Here is a 12,861-nt window from a genome sequence, read left to right on the forward strand (position 1 = left end):
TGGCCGATGAGCCGATGCTGGGCTTTTTTGTCATCAACCAGCCTGGCGCCGCTCCTTCACGGAGCCTTCCCGGGCGGCCTCGCGAACTTCCCGGATATCGCGCCCCGCCGCATCCGAAGGCTCGGCAGGATTGCGGACGGCTGGAGCGGCCGGTTCTGCCGGCCGCTCCATGCGGCAGCTGCCGCTGAGAATGCCGCCGTCCTGGACGATGAGCGAGGCGGCTGTCGCGCTGCCGTGGAGCTCGCCGCTGGACATGATCGTCAAGCGTCCGGTCGTCGTAATGTCGCCGTACACTTTGCCGGATATCGTAACGTCCTTGGCCGAAATGTTGGAGCGGACCACGCCGCTTTCTCCGACAATGACATCTTCCTTGCAATCGATGTCTCCGCGGTATTCGCCTTCGATTCTCAGGCTTGCCTGGCAGGATAGGGTGCCTTCCGCACGCGTTCCCTGGCCGATCAACGTATCCGAAGCCGACCAGCGCTTGTTTTCCTTGAACATCGATATCCGCCTCCCTTGGATGAATTCATGCTATGTAGTATGTATTCCCCAACGGAGTCCTTCATTCCATTTCCCAAAGAAAGGGGACTTCACCATCCTGGCATCGTCTTGGATAAAATGCTTGAAAATCCTGCCTGCCGTTGATACTACTACCAATGGATATATTCATGCGCCATCCTTATTTCCTGCGATAGAAAAGGACTCTCTCCATCAGGTAAAATAACGAATGACGGATGAGTCCAATCCGATTCCGCCAATCCGCAAAAGAGGTGCCTCATGTTCTGGCTCGTGCTCGCCCTGTTCATCTTTCTCTTCCAAATCATGACGATCCTCATTCTCGAGTACCGCCAGCCGAGCAAGACCGTCGCCTGGCTGCTCATCCTGTTCGTGCTGCCCGTCATCGGCTTTGTCATGTACTACTTCGTCGCGCGCGAATACCAGACGAGGCGCACGGTCCGGCGAAGGGGCGTCATCGCCCATGAGGTCCAGCTCAAGGCGCTGCGGCAAAGCGTTCTCGTCCATCGGCCAGGAGACATGGAAAATCCGGACTTCAAGCATGAGGTGCGGCTGTTCAACCTGCTCGACAGCTTCTCGATGCTGCCGGTCACCGGCTGCAACCGGACGGAGATCCTCACCAACGCGGAGCCGACCTACGCCTCGATCCTGCAGGCGCTGGATTCGGCCCGCCATCACATTCATCTCGACTATTATACGATCCGCCATGACGAGATCGGCAGCAAGTTCAAGGCGATGCTGCTCCGCAAAGCCGCCGAAGGCGTCGAGGTCAGAGTCATTTACGACGGAATCGGCAGCATGGAGCTCCGGAACGCCTATGTGCAGGAGCTGCTGGACGGAGGCGTGAAGATGCAATGCTTCCTTGCTCCGCGCATCGCCTTCTTCGACAAGCGCGTCAACTTCCGGAACCATCGGAAGATTGTCGTCGTCGACGGGAAGATCGGGTTCGTCGGAGGCATCAACATCGGGGACGAATATCTCGGCAAAAACCCGAAGCTGGGCTTCTGGCGGGACACGCATGTTCGGATTGAAGGGGACGCGGTCTATTATCTGCAGCTGGTGTTCATGCGGGACTGGTGGTTCACGGCCCGGGAGAAGCTGGATCATCCCGCCTATCTTCCGGAGCATGGCTGCAGCGGCACCGAGCAGGTCCAGATCGTCGCCAGCGGACCGAATACGAGCGCGGACTCCATCCTGGAGAGCGTATTCTCCGCCATCAGCGCCGCCAAGGACAAGCTCTACATCGCGACGCCGTACTTCATTCCCGACCCGAGCGTCCTGATGGGACTGCGGACTGCGGCGCTGAGCGGCGTGGATGTCCGAATCATCCTCCCCCACAAGTCGGATTCCAGGCTGGTGCTCTATTCTTCGCTCTCCTATGTCCAGGACCTGCTTGAGGCGGGCGTCCGCATCTATCGCTACCGCAAAGGCTTCATCCACGCGAAGGTCATGATCGTGGACAGGCTCATGGCGTCGGTCGGAACGGCGAATATGGATATGAGAAGCTTCTTCAGCAATTTCGAGATCAATGCGAATCTGTTCGGAAGCAAGGCGATCGGAAGGCTGGAGGAGGACTTCATGCTTGATTTGAAGGACTGCTACGAGCTGAAGCTCGGCGAATTCGAGGCGCGTCCATGGACGCAGAAGGCGGCGGAAGTGGCGGCGCATATGCTGTCGCCGCTATTGTAGGATGCCGGCTTAACAACCGGCATAAGCCGGCCCGGGAGGAGCCGGCCGAAGAGAGGGCATGGTGCGGCCGGCAAGCCGGCGGCTCGAAGCTTCAAAGCGCAGGCGGCCGAGGAACAAGATCGGCTTCTATGATTCTAAACAGCGTGCCGCAGAGGCTGCAGGTGTGGAACAAGGCTTTCCGTTCCAAGCCTGCGGCTATTTGCTCTCTCGAAGCCGGGTCGGATAAGCCGAGCTTGTCCTCAAGGGAAGGGCATGAATCCGCATTCCCGCAGCTATAGCAGATCACTTTGACGACAGCCAGACTCAACCCCGTTCACCCCGTATGTTTCAATTGAATGATACATAATGTAGCACATTATAGCATATTTTGATTATGGTGTCCTGCTTTTCAAAAAATCCAAAATAGGCCTCAGCGCCTGCTTGGGAGCGTGCGCCAGAAGATCTCCGCGCTGCTGGAGCCGATCGTGAATATTGAGCAGGTGAAAGTCGCGCGGCTGCGCTCCCTGCCTGATCTCGTCCCATTCCAGCGGAGTGGAGACGGTCGCTCCGGCTCTGGCTCTCGGCGTATAGGGAGCGGCAATCGTCTTGCCTTGATAATGCTGCAGGTAATCGAAATAGATTCGATCGCCGCGGTTTTTCTTGAGCCGCTCCACGGTGAACAGCTTGGGATGCTTCTGGGTCATATAACCCCCGACGAACAGTCCGATCGAGCGCAGCTCGTCGAAGCTTAGCCGATCGGCCAGCGGTACGATGAGCTGTACGCCGGTAGCGCCGCTCGTCTTGGCGATCGACTCGATGCCGAGGCCTCTCAGCTGCTCGCCGACAAGCCAGGCCGCCTCCATGATTCTCGGCTCCTCTTCCACGGAAGGATCGAGATCGATGACCCATTCGGTCGGATGCTGGGGATCGTCGGCCAGGTCGAATGAAGCGTGGAACTCCAGGCAAGCCAGGTTCCCGAGCCAGATCAAGGTCGGCAGCGAGTCGAGAACGACATAATCGATGCTGCCGTCCGACCGGGTCCGGACGAACTCGGGCCGCGGCTCGGGGCAGTTTTTCTGGTAAAAGGACTTGTCATGGATGCCGTGCGGATAACGGATCGTCGTCAAATGACGGTCGCGGCAATGCCGAATCAGGAAGGGGGAGAGCTGGACCAGCTTCTCCAAATACATGAGCTTGGTTATGCCCATCTCCGGCCACAGCGGCTTGGACGGGTTCGTTATCGTCAACCGGTGGCCGTCCAGCGTGATGCTTCCCTTTTCGCTGCGATAGCCATTGGATGCTGGCATGGACTTCTACTCTCCTCTCCGGCGGCCGAAGCCGGCGATCTTGGGATGGCGAAGCTGGCCGGCCTCGGTGATCTCCAGCCCGGTTACTGTGCAAGGAAAGGGATTTTGAAGCCAGACGACCCGTTCCTTTTTCAGGTCATTGGGGAGAGCGGCAAAGGGAAGGGCTGTCCCCGCATGCAAAGAGCCGTCGGCGAATGCGCCTTCCGGCACAAGCCGGCTCGTCAGGAGCGCGCGCATCTCCCCGGTCAACCCAAGCGATACGCTGCCGAAATACTGCCCGTCGACGCTCATGACGAGGCTTGCGGCCATTCCATCCCGAATCTTGAGTCCGACGATGTCCACATCCAGCAGCAGGGCGGTTTTTTTCTTGAACCAATCCTTGTGCTGCTTGCCTTCCTTATAGAGAGAATCCAGGCGTTTGCTGACGACGCCTTCCCAGCCGGCTTGCGCGACCCACTGCCACAGAGCTTCTCCGTCGCGGTAAAGCTCCGTAACCAGCATCCCCTCCGGCAGCCTCGGAGAGAGGGCCAGAAGGACTTCATGCCTTTGCAGATAAGGCAGGCCTCTAAGATCCCGGTCTCCCGCCGCCAGCACATCGAACAGCACATAGGCGAGTCCGGCGGGAGGCTGGGGCTGATCGGCCGAATCGGCATGGCTGCCCAAGCCCGGAGGCTGCTGCGGACGCAGCAGCCTGTCGTCCGAGCCGGCCAGGCTGCCGGGGGCGGAACGCTTGCTGTCCGCGCCGCCGGCCATCACCTCCGCCGGCACGGCCGGATTGCGAAGCGGCGTCAGTCGGGTTCCGCCCTGATTGCCGCGCATGCGCTCGCGCTGCAGCACCCTCTGGAAGCTGGGCCTGCTGCCCGTCCAGGCGATCAGCTCTCCGTCCAGAATGCAGCGGCCGAGAGCAGCCTTCTCTATTAGGACGACAATTTCGGGGTAAATGTTGTTCTTGATCAATCCTTGGCGCGAATACAGCAGCGCCTTGCCGTCCGGCCCGATGTCGGCCAGCAGCCTGACGCCGTCCCATTTGATCTGGTAGCCCCAGTCTTCTCCCTGCGGAAGATCGGCTCTCGTTATGGGCGCCATCGGCGCCGTCAGGCCAAGCGGAAGGCTGCCTTTCGCGGCGCGCATCAGGAAGCGCCGGATTCCTTGGTTTTCTTGGCGCGAGGCTTGGCCGCTTTCTTCGCGGGCTTATCGGCTTCACCGGAGTCGGCAAGACCGGCTGCCGGCGCTTTCGCGCTTTTCTTCTTGGGCTTGTCCGCGGCGCCGGTATCGAGCACGGGCGCTGCGGCAGGTCCTTTGACCGATTCAAGGCTCGCCTGCAGGGCTGCCATCAGATCCAGCACATGTGCGGGCTCCTGCTGCGGCGCGATGCGGACTTCTTCGCCGGCAATCTTGCCCTGGATGAGATCATGCATGGCGCTCCGGTAATCGTCGGTGTATTTCTCGGGCTCGAACGGCGTCGTCAGCTGATCGATGAGAAGCTTGGCCATCGACAGCTCCTTGTCATTCAGAGCTACCGCTCCGGGCAGGTTCGGAACCTGCTGGATCGGCCGGATTTCGTCGGGATAGAAGATCGTCTCGATCGCGAGGCAGCCTTCGAGAACGCGAATCGCGGCGAGGCTCGATTTGGAGCGGATGGAAATTTTGGCGATGCCGATCTTGCCGGATTCCTTCATTGCTTCCATCAGCAGCGAGTAAGCTCCTCCCCCCGCCTGATCGGGCGAGAGGTAATAGGTTTTCTGAAAATAGATCGGATCGATCTCCTCCAGGGCGACAAAATCGATGATCTGAATCGTTTTGGACTTCTCTCCGCCGAGCTGGTCCAGCTCTTCCTTTTCAAAGGTGACAAAGCGGCCTTTCTCGTATTCGTAGCCTTTGACGATTTCATTCGTTTCGATCCGTCTGTCGCATACGGGGCATTCCTTCACATAAGCGATGGGACTGCCGCAGACGGAATGCAGCATGCGCAGCGAGATATCCTTGTCCTCTGTGGCGGAGAACATCTTGACGGGCACATGCACAAGTCCGAAGCTGATCGCGCCCTTCCATACGGTATGCATAGCTGTCGCGCCTCCTTGCAGCCGGAGCTCCGGCATTATTATTTCCTACCAGTGTGCCCATCCGGAGGGGGGTCCCATGCATGAAGCCCGGCCGCTGCGGGCATATTTCTCATTAAGGCTGACGACAGCCCCGGGAAGGAGGCGTGAGGCGAATGGACGAGCAGGAAATACGCCGCCATCTCGAGCAGAGGCTGGACAGCCGCCATATGCTGGCCAGCAGCCGCGACGAGAAGAGCCTTCCGGATCTGGCTGCCGAAATGAGCACGGAGCTGGACGGCTCGCTGGAGGAAGGCGGAGCGCGCACGATGACGGATGCCGGCGTCGGCCGGACGGCCGACCATGGCGGCAGGGTCGATTATGAGATGGATATCGACCGCATGGTGGGCGAAGGTCTAGGAGGCGGACAGGTTACGATCCACAACGGCCATATCGGAGAGTCGACGACGGATACGATGATGCTGAAGGAAGAAGCAGAGGACGGAGAATAGGAGGGAACTCGCGGTGGATGTAAAAAGAGCGATGGAAATCTACGGCTCCAAGGATATGGTGGCCGTCCACTTGGGCGGGCACTCGGTCTGGATCGAGAATGTGGACGAGGCGAACGGCATGGCGACCGTGCAGGTCGGCACGACCCCTCAGAACACGCAGACCGTATCGGTCGACCAGCTTCATGAAGGACAGCCGCACAGAGAAAACTGATGTCCGCGATGAGTTTTCGGACACAAAAAAACAGCGTCGTTCCCGTTGCCTTTGCGGCACCAGGAGCGGCGCTGTTCTTTTTTGCGGTTCGGCTGTACTTGCGTAGCCGGCTTGCGGGACCAGGCTCCCCTCGTCAGATCGAGCTCGTGCTGAGCGGGAGGCGATGATTTCTTCGACGACGGCTTGTTGCGTGCTGCTGCCACTTGGAGGTTCTCCTTCCGCCGGAAATGTCCGGCATTCCTAACGATACCAAATGAGCGGAATAACGGGAAGGGGCGAAAATACATATAGATAGATGGGGATACAAGCCTTATCATGCCATGACAGGTTTAAAATCAAGGTAAAGCAAGATAACCATCGATAAACGGAGATAAAGGCTCTTTTCTTCATGAATTAGGTTAAAAATTAGCTAAATCCACCCTTTTCCTTTAATTTAGAGCGAAAATACTTTATAATTAGTATACAGGGTCATAAGCAAGACAGATTGAAAGGGTGTGGGGGCATGGTAACAGCGCAGGGGCAGCATCTCAAGCTGCCATTCTTTGAAGTGTTCAAGCGGGTCTTGTTCATCACCGTCGGAGCCGTCCTGATGGGGGTAGGCCTGGAGATATTCCTGGTGCCGAACAACATTATCGACGGCGGCATCACCGGCATTTCCATCATGCTTTCTTATTTGACGGACGTTCCTCTCGGACTTTTCCTCTTTCTTCTCAACCTTCCGTTCCTCTTCCTGGGGTATAAGCAGATCGGCAAGACATTCGCGCTGTCGACTCTGTACGGCGTAGCCGTCATGTCGCTGACGACTTATCTGCTGCATGAGGTCGATCCGCTTACGATCGACGAATTCCTCGCCTCCATCTTCGGAGGCATGGTGCTCGGAGTCGGGGTCGGTCTCGTCATCCGCTTCGGCGGCTCGCTCGACGGCACGGAGATCGTCGCGATCCTCTTCTCCAAGAAGCTGCCTTTCTCGGTCGGCGAGATCGTCATGTTCGCCAATCTGTTCATCCTGTCGAGCGCGGGCTTCGTGTTCTCCTGGGATCGTGCGATGTACTCGCTCATCGCCTACTATATTGCCTACAAGATGATCGACATCGTCATCGAGGGCTTCGACGAATCCAAGGCCGTCTGGATCATCAGCGACGAGTACCGCGAGATCGGCGAAGCCATCATGAGCCGTCTGGGCCGCGGCGTCACTTATCTCAACGGCGAAGGCGGGTTCACCGGCGGCGACAAGAAAGTGCTGTTCGTCGTCGTGACGCGCCTCGAGGAAGCCAAGCTCAAATCGATCGTGACCGACATGGACCCCGGCGCCTTCCTGGCTGTCGGCAATATCCATGACGTCAAGGGCGGCCGCTTCAAGAAGCGCGATATTCACTAGCGCGCTCGGCGGCAGGACGCATGCTCCGCAAGGCAGACATCTGCCTTCGGAGTTTTTTTTCTGTGCGGAGCGGTCAGGCAAGCCAAGGCTTCGACGGCTCGGTGCGAAGGACGGCATGCTGCTGTCCGGTATGGCGTCCGGATGTCATTGCGAGCCCGTCCGGCCGCGGTTGCGGCAGAGGTAGGGGGCCGATATAATGAGAACAAGCTTCCGGAACCGGATGAAAGCGGAACATGAGCAAGGTGGGATACACAGATGACAGAGGCCGCAGCAGCAGCCAGTTGGCGCGCGCGGGAGGAGTCGGACACGGTCCGGCTCGCGGAAATGCTGGCCGCATGGGCCGCTCCCGGAACGGTGATCGCGCTGGATGGCGATCTTGGCGCGGGCAAAACCCGGTTCTCGCAGGCGTTCGCCGCCGCGATCGGGGTGAAGGGCGTGGTTAACAGCCCGACCTTTACGATTATAAAAGAGTATGCCAGCGGAACGATGCCGCTGTACCATATGGATGTCTATCGGCTGTCGCAGGAAGAGGCCGACGAGCTCGGATTGGACGAGTATTTCTACGGAAGCGGCGTCTCCCTCGTGGAGTGGGCGAGCCTGATTCCGGAGCTGCTTCCGGAATCCAGGCTGGAGCTGTACATCGAGCATCTGGGAGGCAGCGAGAGGCGGATACGGCTGGAAGGCCGCGGACTCCCTTATGCGGAATGGTGCAGGCTTATCGCCGAGACGGGAGGAGCAGAGCAATGACGGAGCTTAATTCGGCCGCAGAAGCCGGGGCGGAGAGCCCTCCGCAAGCTAAGGGCGCAACGGAGACGGGCTTGCAGCGGGCCAAGCCGAGCGAAGAGCTGCTCGTCCTGGCGCTGGACACGTCGACGGCGGTGCTTGCCGCCGCCTTGACGCGGGGCGGCGAGGTGCTCGCCAGCGTCCAGTCGCCGGCCGAGCGCAACCATTCGGCGCATGTCGTGCCGGCCGTACAGAAGCTGCTCGCCGATGCCGGCATCTCCCCCGGGCAGCTGGACGGCATCGCTGCGGGCATCGGCCCGGGCTCCTATACGGGCGTCCGCATCGCGGCATCCGTCGCCAAGACGCTGGCCTGGGCCTGGAAGCTGCCGATTGTCGGCGTGTCGACGCTTGAGGCGCTGGCCGTCGGCGCATGGCGCGAGCATGCAGGCCAAGGCTCCGAGGCGGCTGCAGCCAGCCATGGCGGAGCGGCGGATGCGGCGGCGTCAGCCGTCGCCGGTTCGATGGAGCTGGCGGGGGCCGGCGTGCAAGCGGACACCGATAGAGATCGGCGCGGCGCTGCTCAGCCGGATACGGACAGGAATCAGCGCCGTACTGTGCAGTCGGGCGCTGATGCGGTTGTAGCGTCTTGGGCCGTTCCCCTGATCGACGCCCGGAGAGGACAAGCCTATACGGCTCTCTTTGCCGCTTCCGGCAGGGAGGGCTGGCAGCGCCTGGAAACGGACGCCATCCGGCTCGCTTCGGATTGGGCGCGCAGGCTTTATGAGCGGCTGGAGATTACGAATGCCGCGGAGAGGCCGGAACGGATTGTCTTTACGGGAGACCTGGAAAAGCAGGAGGGATCCATCTCGCTGCTGGAGTCCCTCCTAGCGGGCCTGCCCGGCGGAGCTCCTGCTGTCGCAAGGCAGCCTCATGTCATGGAAGGCCGCAGCGCAGCCTGGCTTGGAAGCAGGCGGCTAGCCGGAGGTGAAGCGGATGACGCGCACGCATTTGTTCCAAACTACACGCAATTGGCTGAAGCGGAAGCTAAATTATTGGAGAAACCCGGGGAGGCGTAAAACGATGGCGGATTACGACGTCATGCAGCTTCACGCTGCATCCGGCGAGGATGACCTGGTGTTCCGTTCGATGAAGCTCGACGACATCCCGTCCATCATCGCCATCGAGCATGAAGCGTTCACTTCTCCGTGGACCTCCGATGCTTTCGTCAACGAGCTGACACATAACCATTTCGCGCGGTACATGGTCATGACGCTGCATGGAGAAATCATCGGCTACGGCGGCATGTGGCTGATCATGGACGAGGCTCATGTGACCAACATCGCAGTAAGCCGGGAGTTCCGGGGGCGCAAGCTGGGAGCGCGGCTGCTGTCCGAGCTGAAGAAGCTCGCGGTCTTTTTCGGAGCCGTCCGCATGACGCTGGAGGTTCGGGTAACCAACGAGGTGGCGCAGTCGCTGTACCGCAAGTTCGGCTTCGAGCCGTCCGGCATCCGTCCGGGCTATTATTCCGACAACAACGAGGACGCCTTGATCATGTGGGCGGAGCTTGGGCAGGCGCAAGCGGAGGGACGAGCCCAATGAACGCACAGTTGAACAGGGAAGAAGAACTTATTCTAGCCATTGAGACCAGCTGCGACGAGACTTCGGCTGCCGTCATTCGCGGCGGACGCGAAATTCTCTCCAACATCGTCTCCAGCCAGATCGAAACGCATCGCCAGTTCGGCGGCGTCGTGCCGGAGGTCGCCTCCCGCAAGCATGTCGAGGTCATCACGCTGATTATCGAGCAGGCGATCTCCGAAGCCGGCATCGAGGCGAAGGATCTGTCCGCCATTGCCGTCACCCAGGGACCGGGACTTGTCGGCGCGCTGCTCGTCGGTATCGTGTCCGGGATGAGCCTCGCGATGGCGCTGGACGTGCCGCTTATCGGCACCCATCATATCGCCGGGCATATCTACGCCAATGCTCTCGTGCACGAGATTCAATATCCATGCCTGGCGCTGGTCGTATCCGGCGGCCATACCGAGCTCGTCATGCTGGAGGAGGAGGGCGTCTTCCGCATTGTCGGCCGCACGCGGGACGACGCGGTCGGCGAGGCCTACGACAAGGTCGCCCGGGCGTTGAAGTTTCCTTATCCCGGCGGCCCTCATATCGACCGGCAGGCAGCGGCGGCGGAGCATGCGGCCGAGCTGCCGCGCTCCTGGCTGGAGCCGGGCTCCTACGATTTCAGCTTCAGCGGCTTGAAATCCGCCGTGCTCGCAGCCATCAACCAGTCCCGGATGAAAGGGCTGGAGCTTGATGTGCCTGCGCTTGCGCGCGGCTTCCAGGAATCCGTCATCGAAGTGCTGACGGTGAAGGCTATCCGTGCCGCCAAGCAGTTCGGAGCGCGGCAGCTGCTCCTGTGCGGCGGCGTCGCCGCCAACCGCGGCCTGCGCAGCCGGCTGGAAGAGCTGTGCGCGGCGGAGCGGCTGCCGCTGCTCATTCCTCCGCAATCGCTGTGCACGGACAACGCCGCGATGATCGGAGCCGCCGCCCATCTGAAATGGACGCGGAGCCAGTTCACCGGCTTTGATCTGAAGGCCGATCCCGGCCTGTCGCTCGAGGAGTGGTCCGTCCGCGAGGCCAGGCCTGCGATTCCGGCCGAATAACTTGCTTTGCAATCATGAAAAAGGGGCAGCCGCAAAGTCAGTGAATGACTTGGCGGCTGCCCCTTTGCGGTTCAAGAGAAGAAAAGGAAATTCGTCGCAAGCGGACGGAGCTTCTTGTCCGACGGATGGTTGACGATGCGGCCGTTGAAAACGAGCGTCGAGGAGCCGCCGCCGTCCAGATTGTAGCCGTCCACGGCCTTGAACCGGGAGAGCAGGATCTGCATCTCGCCGAGCGTCGCCCCGGAGCTGCCGGCTTCATTGTAGCCGTCCACGACGATGAACAGGAGCTGGTCGTCCTTGTAGTTGGCGACGACGGTTCGGGGCGCCCGCAGCGGGCTCAGCTGCCACTTCAGCGGAATCGGCTGGGCGATGCCGCCTTTCATCAGGACAGGGACGAACGAGACGCCGAATTCGGGTTTTTCCCGGTCCAGCTGTTCGCGGCTGGAATACTTTCCGCCGATCAGCTTGCGCTCCTTGTTCAGACCGACGAAGAACAAATCCTTGTAGGACGGCTCGAATCCGCCGATGTATTTCCCTTCCATGACGGTCGTGCTCAGCGGGTACCGGCGGCCGGAACCGTCGTCGGCGAATCCGCCGGCATTGATGCCGGCGACGGCATTGTAGCGCTTGACCGCTTCGAGCGTCGTCTCCGCCCGGCCCGGCTTGTCTCCGCCGATCGCCAGCTTCATCGCTCCCTCCTGCTTGAGCCTCACTTTGAGCGCGTAGCCGTTGAAGTTCTGGGCTTTGATGAAATACAGCTGGGCGGTCAGCTTGTCCGTCTGGATCGTCTCCGACGGACTTCCGAGCGGAATGCTGATGCGGCGGTCGTAGACGGCGAGCGGACGGCCGCTCTGGGATCGCGCCATGCCTGCAATGGCGTTCATCCGCTGACTGGACTGGCTGTACAGCGCAGCGGCTTTCTGGATGGAGCCGGCCGTATGCAGGGCGCTGGTCTTGGCCTGATCGAATCCGGTCCCGATGGCCTGCACTTGTCCGGAAGTATCCTTGGGCGCTGCGGGAACAGGGGCCGCCGAGCCGGGAAGCCTCACCTCAGGCTGATGCAGCAGCAGGAACAGAAGCGCGCCGAGGAATGGGGCGGTCATGAGCAGCATGCGCCGATTGATGACGCGCACGTCGACGCCCCGCATTATTTCAGCACATCCAGGTTTTTCTTCAGCTCGTCGAGCTGTTTTTGGACTTCGCTCAGCTGGGTGAACAGCTTGTTGCTGTTGTCGGTCTTGTCGCTGGCGTTGTCGCGGGTGAAGGCGAGCAGCTCATTGAGGCTCTGAACCTTGCTGTTCAAGGCGGCGAGCTCGGTCTGGTAGCCCGATTCCAGCTTGTCCAGCTTCTCGTCGTACCTGGCTTGGAGCTCGGCGATCTGCATGTCGGTCTGCTGCTGGATCTGCAAGGACATCTGCTGCTGCAAGTGCTGCGTATAAAACCAGGCTCCGGCTATGCCTGCAGCCGTAATGAGGAGCCAGGCGATCAGGAACGGAACGGGGGACCTGCGGGCAGTGCGTCGGGGAACGGCCGCTTCCATTCGCGAATAGACGGCCGGCGTGTCTTGGTTCATGCTGGAATCACCTCTTGATCATTGCGGTATTGCTGAATGGAATCTATGACGGCAAAAGACTGGAACATGTTGCATCCATTTCCGGTGTGGGTCCTATTCTACCATAGCCTCCCTGCCCGGTCACCCCGGACAGGGAGGGCGCCATGCTCCGTCATGCCCTTCCGGCGGCCGACGGACGATGGGGATGTTCGTTGCCGATGCCGGAAATCAGCGGACCAAACCGATTTCCCCGTCAAGCCGCGAAAAGAAAGATGGAGCCTATGTTCCGATT

Annotated in this window: 14 protein-coding genes; 8 read left to right on the top strand and 6 right to left on the bottom strand. The window is 60.3% G+C overall.

Annotated elements, in window-relative coordinates:
- Positions 1–33: 33 nt before the first annotated feature.
- Complete coding sequence (locus PHU01S_RS08480) at positions 34–501, bottom strand: bactofilin family protein (RefSeq protein ID WP_021877375.1); 468 nt, start codon at positions 499–501, stop codon at positions 34–36.
- Between the two features lie 276 nt (positions 502–777).
- Here PHU01S_RS08480 and cls point away from each other — a divergent pair, with 276 nt between their 5' ends.
- Positions 778–2,205 carry a cardiolipin synthase gene (gene cls, locus PHU01S_RS08485; RefSeq protein WP_021877376.1) on the top strand — a complete coding sequence of 476 codons (1,428 nt, stop codon included), beginning with the start codon at positions 778–780 and terminating at the stop codon, positions 2,203–2,205.
- Between the two features lie 371 nt (positions 2,206–2,576).
- Here the strand turns inward: cls and ligD are convergent, their stop codons facing one another.
- From ligD to ku, 3 genes are read right to left on the bottom strand one after another with little or no spacing between them, the layout of a single operon-like run.
- Complete coding sequence (gene ligD / locus PHU01S_RS08490; protein ID WP_049869264.1) at positions 2,577–3,491, bottom strand: non-homologous end-joining DNA ligase; 915 nt, start codon at positions 3,489–3,491, stop codon at positions 2,577–2,579.
- Between the two features lie 6 nt (positions 3,492–3,497).
- On the bottom strand, positions 3,498–4,622 hold the full coding sequence (locus tag PHU01S_RS08495; protein ID WP_127507139.1) for an ATP-dependent DNA ligase: 1,125 nt from the start codon (positions 4,620–4,622) through the stop codon (positions 3,498–3,500).
- Complete coding sequence (gene ku, locus PHU01S_RS08500; protein ID WP_048744830.1) at positions 4,622–5,554, bottom strand: non-homologous end joining protein Ku; 933 nt, start codon at positions 5,552–5,554, stop codon at positions 4,622–4,624. Before ku ends, PHU01S_RS08495 begins: the two co-directional genes overlap by 1 nt.
- A 152-nt stretch (positions 5,555–5,706) precedes the next feature.
- Between ku and PHU01S_RS27120 the strand changes: the two genes are divergently transcribed.
- The 7 genes from PHU01S_RS27120 (at position 5,707) to tsaD (ending at position 11,017) form a co-directional block, all read left to right on the top strand.
- On the top strand, positions 5,707–6,042 hold the full coding sequence (locus tag PHU01S_RS27120; RefSeq protein ID WP_373864530.1) for a hypothetical protein: 336 nt from the start codon (positions 5,707–5,709) through the stop codon (positions 6,040–6,042).
- Positions 6,043–6,055: 13 nt separating this feature from the next.
- Entirely contained in the window at positions 6,056–6,253 is a 198-nt protein-coding gene (locus tag PHU01S_RS08510) for an H-type small acid-soluble spore protein (RefSeq protein WP_049869267.1), read from the top strand.
- Between the two features lie 502 nt (positions 6,254–6,755).
- On the top strand, positions 6,756–7,631 hold the full coding sequence (locus PHU01S_RS08520) for a YitT family protein (RefSeq protein WP_048744829.1): 876 nt from the start codon (positions 6,756–6,758) through the stop codon (positions 7,629–7,631).
- A gap of 255 nt (positions 7,632–7,886) precedes the next feature.
- Complete coding sequence (tsaE, locus tag PHU01S_RS08525; protein ID WP_021881997.1) at positions 7,887–8,378, top strand: tRNA (adenosine(37)-N6)-threonylcarbamoyltransferase complex ATPase subunit type 1 TsaE; 492 nt, start codon at positions 7,887–7,889, stop codon at positions 8,376–8,378.
- Positions 8,375–9,430 carry a tRNA (adenosine(37)-N6)-threonylcarbamoyltransferase complex dimerization subunit type 1 TsaB gene (gene tsaB, locus PHU01S_RS08530; RefSeq protein WP_127507141.1) on the top strand — a complete coding sequence of 352 codons (1,056 nt, stop codon included), beginning with the start codon at positions 8,375–8,377 and terminating at the stop codon, positions 9,428–9,430. Before tsaE ends, tsaB begins: the two co-directional genes overlap by 4 nt.
- Positions 9,431–9,434: 4 nt before the next feature.
- Complete coding sequence (gene rimI, locus PHU01S_RS08535) at positions 9,435–9,953, top strand: ribosomal protein S18-alanine N-acetyltransferase (protein ID WP_232317022.1); 519 nt, start codon at positions 9,435–9,437, stop codon at positions 9,951–9,953.
- Complete coding sequence (tsaD, locus tag PHU01S_RS08540; RefSeq protein WP_127507143.1) at positions 9,950–11,017, top strand: tRNA (adenosine(37)-N6)-threonylcarbamoyltransferase complex transferase subunit TsaD; 1,068 nt, start codon at positions 9,950–9,952, stop codon at positions 11,015–11,017. Before rimI ends, tsaD begins: the two co-directional genes overlap by 4 nt.
- Before the next feature lie 71 nt (positions 11,018–11,088).
- Here the strand turns inward: tsaD and PHU01S_RS08545 are convergent, their stop codons facing one another.
- Together PHU01S_RS08545 and PHU01S_RS08550 are read right to left on the bottom strand one after the other, a co-directional pair.
- Positions 11,089–12,165, bottom strand: a complete 1,077-nt coding sequence (locus tag PHU01S_RS08545; protein WP_127507145.1) for a phosphodiester glycosidase family protein — start codon at positions 12,163–12,165, stop codon at positions 11,089–11,091.
- Positions 12,165–12,590 carry a hypothetical protein gene (locus tag PHU01S_RS08550; protein ID WP_049869271.1) on the bottom strand — a complete coding sequence of 142 codons (426 nt, stop codon included), beginning with the start codon at positions 12,588–12,590 and terminating at the stop codon, positions 12,165–12,167. Before PHU01S_RS08550 ends, PHU01S_RS08545 begins: the two co-directional genes overlap by 1 nt.
- Positions 12,591–12,861: the final 271 nt, after the last annotated feature.

This window comes from Paenibacillus humicus NBRC 102415, from assembly GCF_004000905.1.
GTDB lineage: Bacteria > Bacillota > Bacilli > Paenibacillales > Paenibacillaceae > Paenibacillus_O > Paenibacillus_O humicus.